General features: G+C 66.6%; 16 protein-coding genes. 10 read left to right on the top strand and 6 right to left on the bottom strand.

Annotation, left to right across the window (positions count from 1 at the left end; genetic code table 11):
• Positions 1 to 49: 49 nt before the first annotated feature.
• From EDC22_RS01240 to EDC22_RS01220, 5 genes are all read left to right on the top strand, one after another.
• Entirely contained in the window at positions 50 to 2818 is a 2769-nt protein-coding gene (locus tag EDC22_RS01240) for a hybrid sensor histidine kinase/response regulator (RefSeq protein WP_132804780.1), read from the top strand.
• On the top strand, positions 2815 to 3342 hold the full coding sequence (locus EDC22_RS01235; RefSeq protein ID WP_132804779.1) for a chemotaxis protein CheW: 528 nt from the start codon (positions 2815 to 2817) through the stop codon (positions 3340 to 3342). The genes EDC22_RS01240 and EDC22_RS01235 overlap by 4 nt, the downstream gene beginning before the upstream one ends.
• A gap of 59 nt (positions 3343 to 3401) precedes the next feature.
• A complete protein-coding gene (locus EDC22_RS01230) occupies positions 3402 to 3767 on the top strand; it encodes a response regulator (RefSeq protein WP_132804778.1) in 366 nt (121 codons plus the stop codon).
• Between the two features lie 163 nt (positions 3768 to 3930).
• Positions 3931 to 4998: a protein-glutamate methylesterase/protein-glutamine glutaminase gene (locus tag EDC22_RS01225; RefSeq protein ID WP_132804777.1), complete on the top strand. Its 1068-nt coding sequence runs from the start codon at positions 3931 to 3933 to the stop codon at positions 4996 to 4998.
• Positions 4995 to 5858 (top strand): CheR family methyltransferase, encoded by an 864-nt coding sequence (locus EDC22_RS01220; protein WP_132804776.1) that lies wholly within the window; start codon positions 4995 to 4997, stop codon positions 5856 to 5858. Before EDC22_RS01225 ends, EDC22_RS01220 begins: the two co-directional genes overlap by 4 nt.
• 241 nt (positions 5859 to 6099) lie before the next feature.
• Here the strand turns inward: EDC22_RS01220 and ctrA are convergent, their stop codons facing one another.
• Positions 6100 to 6783, bottom strand: coding sequence for a response regulator transcription factor CtrA (gene ctrA, locus EDC22_RS01215; protein ID WP_132804775.1), 684 nt, complete (start codon positions 6781 to 6783; stop codon positions 6100 to 6102).
• 365 nt (positions 6784 to 7148) lie between these two features.
• On the opposite strand from ctrA, the gene fliI reads away from it, so the two are divergent.
• Positions 7149 to 8501, top strand: coding sequence for a flagellar protein export ATPase FliI (gene fliI, locus EDC22_RS01210; protein WP_132804774.1), 1353 nt, complete (start codon positions 7149 to 7151; stop codon positions 8499 to 8501).
• Positions 8498 to 8911, top strand: coding sequence for a flagellar export protein FliJ (gene fliJ, locus EDC22_RS01205; protein ID WP_132804773.1), 414 nt, complete (start codon positions 8498 to 8500; stop codon positions 8909 to 8911). The genes fliI and fliJ overlap by 4 nt, the downstream gene beginning before the upstream one ends.
• A gap of 12 nt (positions 8912 to 8923) precedes the next feature.
• Here the strand turns inward: fliJ and EDC22_RS01200 are convergent, their stop codons facing one another.
• Positions 8924 to 9685, bottom strand: coding sequence for a sulfotransferase-like domain-containing protein (locus EDC22_RS01200; protein ID WP_132804772.1), 762 nt, complete (start codon positions 9683 to 9685; stop codon positions 8924 to 8926).
• On the bottom strand, positions 9682 to 10836 hold the full coding sequence (locus EDC22_RS01195) for a zinc-binding dehydrogenase (RefSeq protein WP_132804771.1): 1155 nt from the start codon (positions 10834 to 10836) through the stop codon (positions 9682 to 9684). The genes EDC22_RS01200 and EDC22_RS01195 overlap by 4 nt, the downstream gene beginning before the upstream one ends.
• 201 nt (positions 10837 to 11037) lie before the next feature.
• Between EDC22_RS01195 and EDC22_RS01190 the strand changes: the two genes are divergently transcribed.
• From EDC22_RS01190 to EDC22_RS01180, 3 genes are all read left to right on the top strand, one after another.
• A complete protein-coding gene (locus EDC22_RS01190) occupies positions 11038 to 11433 on the top strand; it encodes a hypothetical protein (protein WP_132804770.1) in 396 nt (131 codons plus the stop codon).
• A gap of 75 nt (positions 11434 to 11508) precedes the next feature.
• Complete coding sequence (locus tag EDC22_RS01185) at positions 11509 to 11979, top strand: copper chaperone PCu(A)C (RefSeq protein WP_132804769.1); 471 nt, start codon at positions 11509 to 11511, stop codon at positions 11977 to 11979.
• Between the two features lie 18 nt (positions 11980 to 11997).
• A complete protein-coding gene (locus EDC22_RS01180; protein ID WP_132804768.1) occupies positions 11998 to 12603 on the top strand; it encodes an SCO family protein in 606 nt (201 codons plus the stop codon).
• A 221-nt stretch (positions 12604 to 12824) separates the two neighbouring features.
• Here EDC22_RS01180 and EDC22_RS01175 read toward each other — a convergent pair whose 3' ends face one another.
• The 3 genes from EDC22_RS01175 to EDC22_RS01165 form a co-directional block, all read right to left on the bottom strand.
• Complete coding sequence (locus EDC22_RS01175; protein WP_165926739.1) at positions 12825 to 13202, bottom strand: hypothetical protein; 378 nt, start codon at positions 13200 to 13202, stop codon at positions 12825 to 12827.
• 126 nt (positions 13203 to 13328) lie between these two features.
• Positions 13329 to 14915 (bottom strand): phosphoglycerate dehydrogenase, encoded by a 1587-nt coding sequence (gene serA, locus EDC22_RS01170; RefSeq protein WP_132804767.1) that lies wholly within the window; start codon positions 14913 to 14915, stop codon positions 13329 to 13331.
• Between the two features lie 180 nt (positions 14916 to 15095).
• A complete protein-coding gene (locus EDC22_RS01165) occupies positions 15096 to 16271 on the bottom strand; it encodes a phosphoserine transaminase (protein WP_132804766.1) in 1176 nt (391 codons plus the stop codon).
• Positions 16272 to 16357: the final 86 nt, after the last annotated feature.

The raw sequence follows: 16357 nt of genomic DNA, 5'->3' as shown, positions 1-16357 counted from the left end.
GTGGCAGGACGGCACCACTGCGACGACTGGGAACCAGGAAGGGCTGGCAATGGACGACCTCGTCAGCGAGTTTCTGACCGAGACGAACGAGAGCCTCGAGATCATCGACGTCGAGCTCGTGAAGTTCGAGCAGGAACCGAACAACGCCCGAATTCTCGACAATATCTTCCGCCTCGTTCATACCATCAAGGGAACCTGTGGCTTTCTCGGCCTGCCGCGCCTCGAGGCGCTGGCGCACGCTGCGGAAACGGTCATGGGGCGGTTCCGCGACGGCGTTCCGGTCACCCCGGAAGCGGTCACGCTGATCCTTGAGTCCATCGACAGGATCAAGGAGATCATCGCTGGTCTGGCCGAGTCCGGCCAGGAACCGCCGGGCTCGGACACCGACGTCATCAGCCGCCTCGAAGCGATGGCGGTCGGCGACACCGCCGAGACCCCAGCCGCGCCGCCCGCCGCCGCCATCGAGGCCGCGGCGACACCCGCCACGACAAGCGGCTCGCTGATCTACCAGGTGCTCGAGCGCGAGCTTAGGCCGGGTGAGGTCTCGCTGGACGAGCTGGAGCGGGCGTTTCGCGAGACGCCGGTGGAGGCACCGCTGCCCGTGGTGCCCGAGGCGGTCGCCGAGGCGAGTGCGGCCGCGCCTGACCCTCAGCCGACCGCCTCACCCGCAACCGCAGACAATGTCGTGTCGATCAGCGAGGCATCCGACGGCGCTGCCTCGGCCGTTGCCGGCCGCCGGCCGCGCGAGGATGCCGAGAGCGGACGCGGCGACGCCGCGGTCAAGTCGCAGACCATCCGTGTTGCCGTCGACACCCTGGAGCACCTCATCACCACGGTCAGCGAACTGGTGCTGACCCGCAACCAGCTCCTGGAGATCGTCCGGCGGCACGAGGATTCCGAGTTCAAGGTTCCGCTGCAGAGGCTGTCCAACGTCACCGCCGAGCTGCAGGAGGGCGTCATGAAGACGCGGATGCAGCCGATCGGCAACGCCTGGCAGAAGCTGCCGCGCATTGTCCGCGACCTGGCGATCGAACTGAACAAGCAGATCGAGCTCGAGATGGTCGGCGCCGAGACCGAGCTCGACCGTCAGGTGCTCGAGCTGATCAAGGATCCGCTCACCCATATGGTGCGCAACTCGGCCGATCACGGGCTCGAGACCCCGGCGGTCCGCAAGGCGTCGGGCAAGCCGGAAACGGGCAAGATCCGACTGTCCGCCTATCACGAAGGCGGTCACATCATCATCGAGATCGCCGACGACGGCCGCGGCCTCGATGGTGCCAAGATCCGCCAGAAGGTTCTCGAACGTGGTCTGGCGACCGAGGCCGAACTGGAGAAGATGAGCGAGGCGCAGCTGCACCGCTTCATCTTCAACGCCGGCTTCTCCACCGCCGAGAAGGTGACCTCCGTCTCCGGCCGCGGCGTCGGCATGGACGTCGTGAAGACCAATATCGAGCTGATCGGCGGCACGGTCGACGTGAAGTCGGTGCAGGGCGAAGGCTCGGTCTTCACCATCAAGATCCCGCTGACGCTGGCGATCGTTTCGGCGCTGATCGTCGAGTCGTCCGGACAGCGCTTCGCCATCCCGCAGCTGGCGGTCGTCGAACTGGTCCACACCGGCTCGGGATCGGTCACCAAGATCGAGCGGATCAAGGATACACCCGTCCTCAGATTGCGCGATGAATTGCTGCCGCTGGTCGGGCTGTCGGACGTGCTCGGCCTCCCCGGCAAGGGCGAAACCGGCGACGCCGAGGGCTTCATCGTTGTCGTCCAGGTCGGATCGCAACGTTTCGGCATCGTCGTCGACGCGGTGTTCCACACCGAGGAAATCGTGGTGAAGCCGATGTCAAGCAAGCTGCGCGGCATCTCGGCCTTCTCCGGCAACACCATTCTCGGCGACGGCTCGGTGATCATGATCGTCGATCCGAACGGCATCGCGCGCCAGGTCCGCACCGACGTCGCCAGCGAGGCCAAGGACCAGGAGCAAGGTGACCAGGCCGCCTCGCGCGAAGAGGTCATCTCGCTGCTGCTGTTCCGCGCCGGCTCCCAGACGCCGAAGGCGGTGCCGCTCTCGCTCATCACCCGTCTCGAGGAGATCGATGTCGAGCGTATCGAGCACACGAACGGCCGCAGCCTGGTGCAGTATCGCGGCCGGCTGATGCCGCTCGTCTACGTCAACGATGCCGTCGAGCGCCGCACCGAGGGCTCCCAGCCGATGATCGTGTTTACCGACGGCGGACGCTCGATGGGCCTCGTCATCGACGAGGTGGTCGACATCGTCGATGACCGGCTCGATATCGAGATCTCATCGGAATCCAACGGTGTGCTCGGTTCGGCGGTGATCCGCGGCGCGGCGACGGAGATCCTCGACGTGGCGCACTACCTGCCACTCGCCTTCGCCGACTGGTTCCACCGCAAGGAGATGGGCTTCGCCAGGCACGACATGAAGATCATGCTCGTCGACGACAGTGCCTTCTTCCGCAACATGCTCACGCCGGTACTGAAGTCCGCCGGCTACGTGACGATTGTCTGCGAGAGCGCGGTCGAGGCGATGCGCCGCCTCGAGGCGGGCGAGCACGTCGATGTCGTCGTCAGCGACATCGAGATGCCGGAGATGAACGGCTACGAGTTCGCCCAGCGCCTGACCTCGAGCAACCGCTGGAAGCACGTGCCGGTCATCGCCCTGTCCTCGCACGCCACGCCCGAGGCGATCGAGCGCGGCCGCCAGGCGGGCTTCCATGACTATGTTGCGAAGTTCGATCGGGCCGGGCTGCTGGCTGCCCTCAAGGAGCTGGCCCGCCCGATGGGAGAGGCTGCATGACACATCCGAGCAATACCAGATCCCTGCGACCGGCCCGCGAGCACGGCGAGGAGCGCGACGCCAGCGTCGATCTCGGAGACACGGCGACACGCGACTACATTACCGTGACGATCGGCAATCAGCTGTTCGGACTGCCAATCGAGCGTGTCCACGACGTGTTCCGCCTCACCGGCATGACGCCGGTGCCGCTGGCGCGCCGCGAGATCGCCGGCGTACTCAACATGCGCGGCAGGATCGTCACCGCGATCGACATGCGCCGGCGTCTCGACATCCCGGGTGGCGAACGCACCCAGTCGCCGATGGCGGTCGGCATCGAACATGGCGGCGAGTCCTACGGTCTTGTCATCGACGAGGTCGGCGACGTGTTGCGACTGCCGATCTCCGGAATCGAACCCAACCCGGTGAATCTCGATCCGCGCTGGGTCCGGGTTTCGGCTGGTGTCCAGCGGCTGGAGGGCCGCCTGCTGGTGATCCTCGATGTGGAGCGCATTCTCGAGATGGAGTCGGATTCACTCGCCGCGTAACCCTTTCACAGGCAACCGCGAATAGAGTGTCGGCAGGACGTGAAGCCGGAGAAAGACCCATGAAGCAATGTCTTGTGGTCGATGACTCGAGTGTCATCCGGAAGGTCGCGCGGCGGATTCTAGAGGACATGGGGTTCGCCGTCGGCGAGGCTGAGGACGGCGCCGTGGCGATGGAGGCCTGCCGCCGTCACATGCCGGAAGCCATCCTGCTCGACTGGAACATGCCGGTCATGGATGGCTTCGAGTTTCTCTCGAAGCTCCGACAGATGCCGGGCGGCGATCAGCCGAAGGTGGTGTTCTGCACCACCGAGAACGACATCGCCCAGATCGCCAAGGCGCTGAAGGCCGGGGCGAACGAATACATCATGAAGCCGTTCGACCGTGACATCGTCGAGGCGAAGTTCATCGAGGCCGGACTGATCTGAGGGTGCGTCACCGTCACTCGGAGCGGCGGCTTCTGGTTTGTGAGTGAGTGGTTCCCGTGGCCGGTGGTCGGGCCCGGGCGACCGTGCAGTGAGTGACCATATGCCAAATCCCGCGCCGAGCGCGCCGCACATATCGGGAACAACCTCGGCGCCGATACGGGTCATGGTCGTCGATGACTCCGCCGTGGTGCGCGGACTTGTCAGTCGCTGGCTCGCCGAGGCGCCCGACATCGAGGTCGTGTCCCTGCAACGCAACGGCCGCGCCGCGGTCGAGGCAATCGACGAGACAAATCCCGACATCGTCATTCTCGATATCGAGATGCCGGAGATGGACGGGATGACGGCGCTGCCGCTGATCCTGCGCAAGAAGCCGGGCATCCCGGTGGTGGTGGCCTCCACCCTCACACGCCGCAATGCCGAGATCAGCCTGAAGGCGCTGTCGTTGGGCGCCCGCGACTACCTGCCGAAGCCGGAAGGCCAGCACGGCTTGGTCTCGGCCGACGACTTCCGCCAGCAGCTGCTCGCCAAGATCCGCGCACTGGGCATGCCGCGGCCGGGGCTGGCACGCAAGACTCAGGCTGCACAGGTCAGTGTTCCGACGCCGGTCAGGCCGGATGTGGCGATCACGCTGCGCCCGGCCTCGTCGGTACGGCCGCGCGTGCTGGTGATCGGCAGTTCGACCGGCGGCCCGCCCGCCCTGACCCGGCTCATGGAAGAACTCGGCGGCAAGCTCGGCGGCATTCCGGTTCTCATCACCCAGCACATGCCGCCGACCTTTACCGGCATCCTGGCCGAGCATATCGCCAAGGCATCGGGACGGCCGGCCGCAGAAGGCAGGGACGGCGAGCCGATCGTTGCCGGTCGCATATATGTCGCGCCGGGGGGACATCACATGCTGGTCCAGGGAGGGGCGGAACCACGGATCCGCCTCGACGACGGACCTCCGGTCAACTTTTGCCGTCCAGCCGTCGATCCGCTGTTCTCGTCGGCGGCTGCCGTCTACGGCCCGGCGACGCTCGCCCTGGTCCTCACCGGCATGGGACAGGACGGAGCCAATGGCGCGCGGTCCATCGCCACGGCCGGCGGCACCGTGCTTGCCCAGGACGAGGCCACCAGTGTCGTCTGGGGCATGCCGGGCGCCACGGCGAGAGCCGGCGTCTGCAGCGCGGTGCTGCCGCTCGACCAGATTGCCGGCCGTGTATCGCAACTGCTCATGGGACTCCGCACATGACGCCCCAGGATTTCAGTTTCCTCCGGGATTTCCTGCGCAGCCAGTCCGGTCTCGATCTCGCCGACGACAAGCGCTACCTGGTCGAGGCACGGCTGACGCCGATTGCGCGGCGCGCGGGCCTGGCCGACCTGACGGCGCTGATTAACGCAATCCGGACGTCCGCTGATGCCAGGCTGAAATATGCGGTCGTCGAGGCGATGACGACCAATGAATCCTCGTTCTTCCGGGATCGGGTTCCGTTCGAGAACTTCCGCGACGTCATGGTGCCGCGCATGCTGCAGGCGCGCGCTGCGCGACGCGAATTGCGGATCTGGTGCGCCGCGGCCTCGACCGGCCAGGAGCCCTACTCGCTGGCGCTGATGGTTCGCGAGGATTCGCGGCTCAACGGATGGCGCGTCGACATCCTCGCCACCGACATCGCGGAAAGCGTGATGGAGCGGGGCAAGGCCGGTACGTACAGCCAGTTCGAGGTGCAGCGCGGCCTGCCGATCCAGCTCCTGGTCAAGTACTTCAGTCAGAAGGGCGATGTCTGGGAGCTCGACCCCACGATCCGCCGCATGGTGCGCTGGCAGAAGTTCAACCTCCTGTCCAGCTTCGCCGGCCTCGGCCGTTTCGACATCGTGTTCTGCCGCAATGTCCTGATCTATTTCGATCGGCAGACCAAGGCGGAAGTTCTTGGCCGCATCGCCGGCATACTCGAGCCGGACGGGTATCTCGTGCTTGGCGCGGCCGAGACCGTAGTCGGCCTCACCGACCGCTTCCAGCCGGTGCCGGACAAGCGCGGCCTCTACCAGATCGCGGCCCCCGGGGCCCAGGTCGTGCCGATCGCCCCCCTCGCCGCCACCATGCGCAGCGCCTGATCGGCGTTCTGGCAGCATCCACGCCCTTGGCGCGAGCGCGGACGCGGCCTGCGTGCGTCATCCCGGACGGCGAAGCCGATCCGCGAAGACGCCGGACAGGTCGCAGATCGTGCCAGCCAGGGGTTTGGACGGGCAAGCGCGAAATGCGTCGGTCACGAAACAGCGAGCCGCCGCACCGTGCGGGGCTATCGTCGGGTGCTGCTGCCGAAGCGCAGCACCGGGAAAGGGGGGGCTAGTCTCGTCAGGCGACTTCCGGATCGCGCAGCACGTAGCCGCGACCCCAGACCGTCTCGATGTAGTTCTTGCCGCCGGTCGCCGCGGACAGCTTCTTGCGCAGCTTGCAGATGAAGACGTCGATGATCTTCAGCTCCGGCTCGTCCATGCCGCCATAGAGATGGTTGAGGAACATTTCCTTGGTCAGCGTCGTGCCCTTGCGCAGCGAGAGGAGCTCCAGCATCTGGTATTCCTTGCCGGTCAGATGCACGCGCTGGCCGTTCACCTCGACGGTCTTGGTATCGAGATTGACCCTGAGGTCACCCGTCTCGATCACGGATTCCGCATGTCCCTTGGAGCGGCGCACGATGGCATGGATGCGCGCGACCAGTTCGTCCTTGTGGAACGGCTTGGTCAGATAGTCGTCGGCGCCGAAGCCGAGGCCGCGCACCTTGTCCTCGATGCCGGCGAGCCCGGACAGGATCAGGATCGGCGTCTTCACCTTCGACACGCGCAGGGTCTTGAGGACCTCGTAACCGCTCATGTCGGGCAGGTTCAGATCGAGCAGGATGATGTCGTAGTCGTACAGCTTGCCGAGGTCGATGCCTTCCTCGCCGAGGTCCGTCGTATAGACGTTGAAGTTCTCGGACTTGAGCATCAGCTCGATGCTCTGCGCGGTCGCGCTGTCGTCCTCGATCAGCAGAACTCGCATGCCAATCCCCTTCCGCATGCCTTTCTGGGCAGGGCGCCCCGCGATCGCGGGCGACCGGTACGCAACCTACTGGTTGCCGCGAATCGCAGCCTATGCCCCATTGGTTAACAAAACCTCTTTTCCGTCAACCATGCCCCATGAGCCGTCTTCGGATTTCAGTCCATATACCTGAGATTCCCAACGAAAATTGGATCATAGGTCTTAAGATCTGAAATGAAGAAACTCCGTCAAGCGACTCTATCGACTCGCCGCTCGACCGACCTGCCCCGCGCGGGGTTGGTTTACGTGCCCTTAAGGGGTTTACCGAAATTATTGTCGGGAGCCGTAAACGAATCGTTAGCAGACGGCTCGAAGGGGGTGGGGACGTGAGGGCGCTGATCGACGAGATCGCCGCGCTGCAGGACACCGAGATGTTTGGCCGCGTCACGACCGTGCGTGGCCTGCTGATCGAGATCGCCGGGCCGCTGCAGGCCATGCGCATAGGCTCGCGCATCAGGATCGACGATGCCGGCGACCGACCGGTGCTGTGCGAGGTCGTCGGCTTCAGTGACAACCGGGCGATCTGCATGGCTTTCGGACCACTCGAAGGGGTCCGCATGGGCTGCCGGGCCGTGTTGGTCAGTGAGGACGCCGTGGTGCGGCCCGGGCCGGGCTGGCTCGGCCGCGTCATCAATGCCCACGGCGAGCCCATCGACGGCAAGGGACCGATCCCTGCCGGTCCCGCCCCTGCGCCGCTGCGGGCCTTGCCGCCGCCGGCCCATGCCCGCTCCCGCGTGGGCGCGCCGATCGATCTTGGCGTGCGCGCGATCAACACCTTCCTGACCTGTTGCCGTGGCCAGCGAATGGGCATCTTCGCGGGGTCCGGCGTCGGCAAGTCGGTGCTGTTCTCCATGCTGGCGCGCCAGGCCGCCGCCGACGTGACGGTGATCGGCCTGATCGGCGAGCGCGGTCGGGAGGTACAGGAATTCATCGAGGATGATCTCGGGCCCGAAGGACTGGCGAACGCCGTGGTGGTCGTGGCGACGTCGGACGAAACGGCGTTGATGCGGCGTCAGGCTGCCTGGCTGACGATGACCATAGCCGAGTACTTCCGCGACGAGGGCCGCGATGTGCTGTGCCTGATCGACTCGCTCACCCGTTTCGCGATGGCACAGCGCGAGATCGGTCTGGCCGGCGGCGAGCCGCCGACCGCCAAGGGCTACACGCCAACCGTCTTCACCGAACTGCCCCGCCTGCTCGAGCGGGCGGGCCCCGGTGCCGGTCGGGGATCGATCACCGGGCTGTTCACCGTGCTGGTGGAGGGCGACGACCACAACGAGCCGATCGCCGACGCGGTCCGCGGCATTGTCGATGGCCACATCGTCATGGAGCGCGCGATCGCCGAACGTGGGCGGTTTCCTGCCATAAACGTCTCGAAGTCGGTCTCGCGCACGATGCCCGGCTCGGCCGATCCCGACTACCTGCCGGCAATCCGAAAGGCGCGCCAGCTCATGGCGACCTACAGCGACATGGAGGAACTGATCCGGCTCGGCGCCTATCGCCGCGGTGCAGATGCTGCCGTCGACGAGGCGATCGCACGGCACGACGCACTCGAGGAATTCCTTGCCCAGGCCAAGGGCGAGACGACCACCATCGCCGAGGGCTACGCGCGGCTGGCACGGATCGTGTTTGGATCAGGTGAGGACGACGCCAATGTTCGCGGGAGTATCCAGAAATGAAATCGCGTGACAACCTCATCCGTCTCAAGCGGTTCCAAGTTGACGAGAAGCGCCGGAAGGTGGCCCAGATCGAGACGATGGTCGCCGACTTCCAGCGGATGGCCGACGAGCTCGACCGGCAGATCGCCGAGGAAGAGCGCCGGGTCGGCATCACCGACGTCACCCATTTCGCCTATCCGACCTTCGCCAAGGCGGCGATGCAGCGCCGCGACAACCTGCGCGGTTCGGTGGCTGGCCTGCAGCAGCAGCTCGAGGAGGCCCGCGAAGAATTGGCGGAGGCCTTCCAGGAGCTGAAGAAGGTCGAGCTCCTGGAGGAGCGCAATCAGGAGCGTGACCGCCAGGCCGAGATCAAACGGTCCCAGTCCGAGATGGATGGCATCGGCCTGACACTGCACATGCGCGGCGCCTGAGCGCCGCGCGCCTCACGCTGCCGCGTCGCGACCGCGGATCCTGTAGCGTGCCAGGCTTTCGTAGATCGGACGTGCCTTCTCGGCGATCGGCAGCAGGTGTGGCGGCAGATCGGCGATCTCCGGCCCCGGCGGCGCAAATCCCGTCGAGGCCGCGACCGCCTCGTACCAATGGGCGCCCCAGACCCCGTCAGTGGTCCGGAAGCCGCGCGGCCAGGACAGCATCGCCTCGCTGAACGCCACGCCGAGCCGTTCGCACAGCACCGACAGCACTCCGCGCGGGTCGCACAGGATGTCGTGGGCATCGACCACCGGTGGCGCCGCGCCGAGCCGGTCCGCAACCCGGTCGAACAGCTCGCCCTGCCGCGCGAAGCCGATGTCATCGAACGTAACTGCCTCGCGCTTGCGGACATAAGAAGCGAGGACGTTCTCCGGCCGGCGGATCAGGAACGCGTTCACCATCGCGTCGAGCCAGTCGGTGCCGATCTCCGGCAGCATGTGGTGCGTCATGTGCTTCTGGTAGAGCACGGTCCGGCCGTCAGGAAGCGGGCCGGTCAGCTGCTCCACCACCTTGCGCCAGTCCGTCTCGCCGGCGGCGATGACCTCCTCGCGCATCGGATGGTCGATCCCGGTCATCGCCAGATAGGCGGCATAGAACGGCTCGTCCACCACATGCGTGTCCGGCCGGTTGCCGAACGAGCGCATCATCGCCGTCGAGATGTTGCGCGGCCCGGACCACATCGCGATCCGTACCGGTTCGGGTCCCTGTGCCCTCATGCGTCCGCAAGGTCCGGGTTGGGAATGATGGTCGACTTCACCGTGCGCATCGCCATCGCGTCGGCGACGGCGCGCGTCACGCCGTCCTCGTCGAAGGGATAGAGCGTCTGCATCCTGCGCCAGGGATAGCGGTCGCGCGCCTTGTCGAGCATGGCGACGCCGAGCGCCAGGTCGTTGGCGGTGAAGGCCCACGAGCCGAGCACGTTGAGATCCTTGGTACAGATGCGGTGCCAGTTGGTCTCGATCGAGCCGGCGTCGGTGAACTGGCCCATCTCGACATAGGTACCGCCGTCGCGCAGGAACTCGATGCCCTCCGGCCCGGCGCTCGGATGGCCCGAGCAGTCCATCACCAGATCGGCGCCGAATCCCCCGACGATGTCGCGCACCGCCGCGATCCGTTCGTCCGGTGTCTTGAACTTCTCGATATCGACCGTCGCCTCGGCGCCGAACTCGCGGGCGAGTCTGAGACGCGGGTCCTCCGGCGCGCCGACCGCGATCACGCGGCCCGCGCCCATCTCGAGTGCCGCGGCAATCGCCAGAATGCCGATCGGCCCCGTGCCCTGGATGACGACGGTCGCTCCCCACGGGAAGGCGCCGATCCGCTGTGCGCGCGAGAAGGCTCGGATGCAGGAGGTCAGCGGCTCGGACAGCGAGCCGAGCAGATAGGGCATGTCATCGGGCAGCCGGTATATCTTGGTGCCGGGCAATTCGCCGAGATCGACATAGACCATCTCCGCGAAGCCGCCCCACAGGTGCGGTGGCTTGTCGAAGCCGAGGTAGCGCCCGTAATAGACCGGCGTCAGGCACTTGTTGGCGGTCTCGGGATAGTGGACGCAGTAGTAGCACGAGCCGCACGGCATCAGCGGCGGCAGCATCACCCGCGAGCCGACTGTCAACGGCTTGCCCATGAAATCCTCGGTCAGCTCCTCGCCGATCTCGACGATCTCGCCGGCAAGCTCGTGACCCAGCGTGAACGGCCAGGGCAGCGGCTTTGGCCAGTGGCCCTTGAGGATGTGCTGGTCGGTGCCGCAGACGCCACACGCGCCGATCCTTATCAGCGCGCCCTTCGGCGGTACCTTCGGCCGCGGCACCGTGCGGATGATCGGGGGTTCGCCCGGCCCCGCAAACGTCGCCACGCGAATCTCGTCCATGCCGCACCCTCCCCGCCGCGGTAGCTGTCGCTGCCGCATGTTCCTGTCGACCGTGAGATTGGCGCCCCCGCGCCGATATCGCAAGCGGCGAGGATGCACAGCCGCCTTGCGCGCGGCCCGCTGCGGACCGGCCTGCTCGGCCGCTGCGCCACAGTGTCGCTCCCCATCCGGCCTCGCGTGCACTACAATGGATCCGTGTTGTTGCGTGGCGCCATAGACCCGATCTTCCGCGAACGCCGCCCGCTGGCGATGCTGGCGGTGCTTGCGCTGATGCTGCCGAGCCTGTTCGCGCTCGCCGGCCTGCACCCGCCGCTCGCAACGACCCGCCTCGCCGACGGTACGGTGATCATCTGCACCGACGAGGGCTTCGCGCGCGTCGCCGCGGATGATCCGGCAACCGAACGGCATGACCTGCCGTGCTGCATTGTCTGCGCGCACCCGCAGGCACCGGCCGTGCTCGTTGGCGCCGGCCCGGCGGCCGATCTCGGTCCAGGCGATGGGCGCCGCGGCGATCCGATTCCGCCGGACCAGTTTGCGGGCAGCGGTATCCGGCACGGGCCGGGCGCGATACGGGCTCCTCCCGCACAGCCGGTCTGAACCAGCCTGCCGGGGCACCCGGCACTTGTTCGGATCGCGGACCCGACGTCCGCTTCAGGCTAAAGGGAAGTCCACATGCGTATTGCAACGCTCGCCGCCGCGCTCGTCATCGCCGTGACGTCCGCGGCCATCGCCCATGACTACAGGATCGGTTCGATCGAAATCGAAGCCCCCTGGACCCGCGCCATGCCGCCCGGCGCCAAGGTCGGTGGCGGTTTCATGGTCATCACCAATACCGGCAACGAAGCGGACCGGCTGATTGCCCTCACCTCACCGCGCGCCGCCCGCGGCGAGATCCACGAGATGACCATGCAGGAGGGCATCATGAAGATGCGTGAAGTCGCAGGCGGTCTCGAAATTGCACCGGGCGAAAGCGTCGAACTGAAGCCCGGCGGCTATCATGTCATGTTCATGGACGTCACCGAGGGCTTCAGGGAAGGCGAGAGGATTCCGGCAACGCTCATGTTCGAGAAGGCCGGCGAAATCACCGTCGAGTTCGTTGCCACCGGCGTCGGGGCCAAGCAGGCCCCGGCCCACATGCACTGACACACGGAGGGCCGCCGCATGAAGGTCGTACGCTGGACCGCCTGGATCGCCGTGCTGCTGGTCGCGGCGGCCACTCTCTACCTGCTAGTGTCCGGTCAGTTCCGTGACGAGCTGTTGGGCACCCGCGACGGCGGCGGCATCGCCTCCGTCGGCGGGCCGTTCACGCTGGTCGACACCCGCGGCGCGACGGTCACGGAGAAGGATTTCCTCGGCAAGCCGACCGCCTACTTCTTCGGCTTCACCCACTGCCCCGACGTCTGCCCGACGACCCTGTACGAGATGACCACCTGGCTCGCCGAGCTCGGTGCCGATGCCGACCGGCTCAACGTCGTCTTTGTCAGCGTCGATCCCGCCCGTGACACGCCCGACGCGCTGGCCGAGTACATGTCGGCCTTCGACGAGCGGATGATCGGGCTGACCGGCAGCCAGGAGCAGATCGACGCCATAGCCAAGGCGTTCCGGGTCTATGTCCGCAAGGTCGAGCAGGACGGCGGCTATACGCTCGACCACACGGCGACGGTCTATCTCATGGACGCGACCGGCCGGTTCGTCGGAACGATCGCCTATGGCGAGAGCGACGAGATGGCGCTCGGCAAGCTCAAGCGTCTCATCGGCGACGGCTGAGCGTACACGGTGCGGCCGGCGCGAGGTCCCGCCCTCGCACCGGGCTCGGCACGGCCCGGGACAGGGCGACACGGGTCCCCGCCCGCCGCCCTCGATCGCGAGGACTGCAGGTGGACAGGCCTGCGCGTTTCACTGCCTCGCGGATGCGATGAACCGCTCCCATCCGTCAGGTTCGTCGCAATTCCAGAGGGATAGCCAGTATCCGAACTCCGGGACTCGCTCTATCGACGCGACAGCATCTCGGTGCCGGCGCCGTCCTGGCCGGTAATCGTCCACGCGCCTTCGAGCACGCTGTCTCCCTTCACCCGGTAGACGGCGAGCCCGATCTCGTCGTTGAGGATGTAGCTTGCCGCGAAGGTGTCGTCGAACAGCATGCAGATGCCCTCCGACACCGTGTCCCCGGTCTCCCACTCGATGATGCAGGTCGTTTCGCTGGCCAGCGTGATCGTCGCGGTGCCGCTGTAGCTCGAGCCATCCGGATTGGTGCCGTAGACGTTGTAGGTGCCTTCCCGCACAGTCTGCGCCGAGGACGGCCCGGCGAGCATGATGGCAAGAACGAGACAGGCCCCGAAACCCAGCCGAGAACATGCGCGTGTCATGAAATCCCCCCGCTGTCGCCGGAATCGACGACAGCGGCGACTGTACGCGAATTTCGCCCGGCTGCCATCGGAATTGCGGCTGCGACCGAGCGGGCAGGCAGCGCCCGTCACCCGGCCCGCTTGCGCTCAGAACGCCAGGGGCTTCGCCTGCTTCACATGGGGCAGCCGCCGGACCTGCTCGAGCACTGCCTCGCTCAACGGCTCGTCGATCTCCACCAGCGCGATCGCATCGCCGCCGCGCGTCTGTCGGCCGAGGTTGAAGGTGGCGATGTTGACGTTGGCCTGGCCGAGCGTCATGCCGAGCGCGCCGATGAAGCCGGGCTTGTCCTCGTTGGTCACGTAGAGCATGTGCGGACCGAGTTCGGCCTCCATGTTGATGCCCTTGATCTGGATGAGCCGCGGCCGGCCGTCCGAGAACACGGTGCCGGCCACCGACCGCTCCTGGCGCTCGGTCTTCACGGTCAGACGGATGTAGTTCTCGTAAGCGCCCTGCTGCTCGCGGCGCACCTCTTCGATTGCTATGCCGCGCTCTCGGGCGATGGCCGGCGCCGAGACCATGTTGACATCCTGCAACAGCGGCCTCAGCAGTCCGGCTACAGCCGCCGCCGTCAGCGCCCGCGTGTTCATCTCGGCGACGTCCCCGGCAAATTCGAGGCGGATCGCCTCGATCGCGGTTTCGGTAAGCTGGCCGGCGAAGGAGCCGAGCTGTTCTGCCAGCGTCACGAACGGCCGCATGCGGGGCGCTTCCTCGGCGCTGATGGAGGGCATGTTCACCGCGTTGGTCACTGCCCCGGTGAGCAGATAGTCAGCCATCTGCTCGGCCACCTGCAGGGCGACATTCTCCTGCGCCTCGGTCGTCGAGGCGCCCAGATGCGGCGTGCAGACGACGTTGGGCAGGCCGAACAGCGGATTCTCCGTGGCGGGTTCCACCGAGAACACGTCGAACGCCGCGCCCGCGACATGGCCAGACAGGATCGCCTCGCGCAGCGCGACCTCGTCGACGAGGCCGCCGCGCGCGCAGTTGATGATCCTCACGCCCCTGCGGGTCTTCTTAAGCGTCTCGGCCGAGAGGATGTTGCGGGTCTTGTCGGTGAGCGGCGTGTGCAGGGTGATGAAGTCGGAGCGGGCAAGCAGCTCGTCGAGTTCGACCTTCTCGACGCCGAGTTCCATGGCACGTTCGGGCGCCAGGAACGGATCGAAGGCGATTACCTTCATCCTGAGGCCCTGCGCCCGGTCGGCGACGATCGAGCCGATATTGCCACAGCCGATCACGCCGAGCGTCTTGCCAGTCACCTCCACGCCCATGAAGCGGTTCTTCTCCCACTTGCCGGCCTGCGTGGACGCGTCGGCCGCCGGGATCTGCCGGGCAAGCGACAGCATCAGCGATATGGCATGTTCGGCCGTGGTGATCGAATTGCCGAACGGCGTGTTCATCACGATGATGCCCTTGCGGGTGGCGGCAGGAATGTCGACATTGTCGACGCCAATGCCGGCCCGGCCGATCACCTTCAACCGGTCGGCAGCGGCGATCACCTTCTCGGTGACCTTAGAGGCCGAGCGGATGGCGAGGCCGTCATAGGCCCCGATGCGCTCGGCGAGCGCCTGCTTGTCGGCGCCGAGCTCGGGCTCGTAATCCACCTCGATGCCGCGATCCCTGAAGATCTGCACGGCGGCGGTGGACAGCTTGTCGGAGATCAGTACGCGGGGAGCCATGGGCCGATATCCATTGCATTGCGTGTGTGAGAGATGGAAAGGGATGGGCTCGACCAGTCGTGCCTCCCGTCAACGGGCCGCAGCGCCGGGATCGGAACCGCGCGACCGTCGCTGTGTCCCGCTCCCGGATAGCCGCCTCGCGGCTTCCGCGATGACGCGGAGGGGATGGCCGATGAACCCTCAGGCCGCCTTGGCCAGTTCGCCCCTTGCGATGGCAAATGCCCAGTCGAGCCAGCCGGTGAGAGCCTCGATGTCGGTGGTCTCAACCGTCGCACCGCACCAGATCCTCAGCCCTGCCGGCGCATCGCGATAGTGGGCGATGTCGAAGGCGACGCCCTCCTCCTCGAGAAGCCCGGCGAGGCGCTTGGCGAAGGCGGACTGCGCGTCGGCGGACAGCGCCGCGATCACCGGATCGGCGAACACCAGACAGACCGAGGTGTTGGAGCGTGTGGCGGGAACAGCCGCGAGATGGGCGACCCAAGGCGTGCGCCGAACCCAGGCATCGAGCGCCGCCGCGTTGGCGTCGGCGCGGCCGACGAGCCCGTCGAGCCCTCCAACCGACTTCGCCCAGGCGAGCGCGTCGATGTAGTCCTCGACGCACAGCATCGACGGTGTGTTGATGGTCTCGCCCTTGAACACGCCCTCGATCAGCTTGCCGCCCTTGGTGAGCCGGAAGATCTTCGGCAGCGGCCAGGCCGGCGTGTAGCTCTCCAGCCGCTCGACCGCGCGCGGTGACAGGATCAGCATGCCATGCGCCGCCTCCCCGCCCAGCACCTTCTGCCAGGAGAAGGTGACGACATCGAGCTTGGCGAAGTCCAGCCGCTGGGCAAAGGCGGCCGACGTCGCGTCGCAGATGGTCAGGCCGGCGCGGCCGGCCGGAATCCATTCCGCATCGGGCACCCGCACCCCGGATGTGGTGCCGTTCCACGTGAAGACCACATCGCGGTCGAAATCGACCTGCGTCAGGTCCGGGAGGTCGCCATAGGCCGCCTTGAGGACACGCGCATCGGCGAGCTTCAATTGCTTGACCACGTCGCTGACCCAGCCCTCGCCGAAGCTCTCCCAGGCGAGCATGTCGACGCCACGGGCGCCGAGCATCGACCACAGCGCCATTTCCACGGCCCCGGTATCGGAGGCCGGCACGATGCCGATGCGGTAGTCAGCGGGAACCTCGAGGATCTCGCGCGTCAGGTCGATCGCAGCCTGGAGGCGGGCCTTGCTGGGCTTCGAGCGGTGCGACCGCCCGACCAGCGCAGCCGCCAGCACGTCGGGCGACCAGCCGGGCCGCTTCGCGCAGGGACCAGAGGAGAAATGGGGAGTGACCGGCCGCGCGGCCGGCTTCTGCGGTGTGGTCATCAGCCTACCCTTCCAGATAGAAGCCCCTCGTTGGGGAGGGGTGTCCCACGAACGGGCTTAGCGAAAACGTGGAGACCGCGCAAGTT

Origin of the sequence: Tepidamorphus gemmatus (assembly GCF_004346195.1) — a bacterium.
Classification (GTDB): Bacteria; Pseudomonadota; Alphaproteobacteria; order Rhizobiales; family Tepidamorphaceae; genus Tepidamorphus; species Tepidamorphus gemmatus.
The sequence above is the reverse complement of the archived record's forward strand: the minus strand, read 5'-3'. Positions and strand labels throughout refer to the sequence as shown.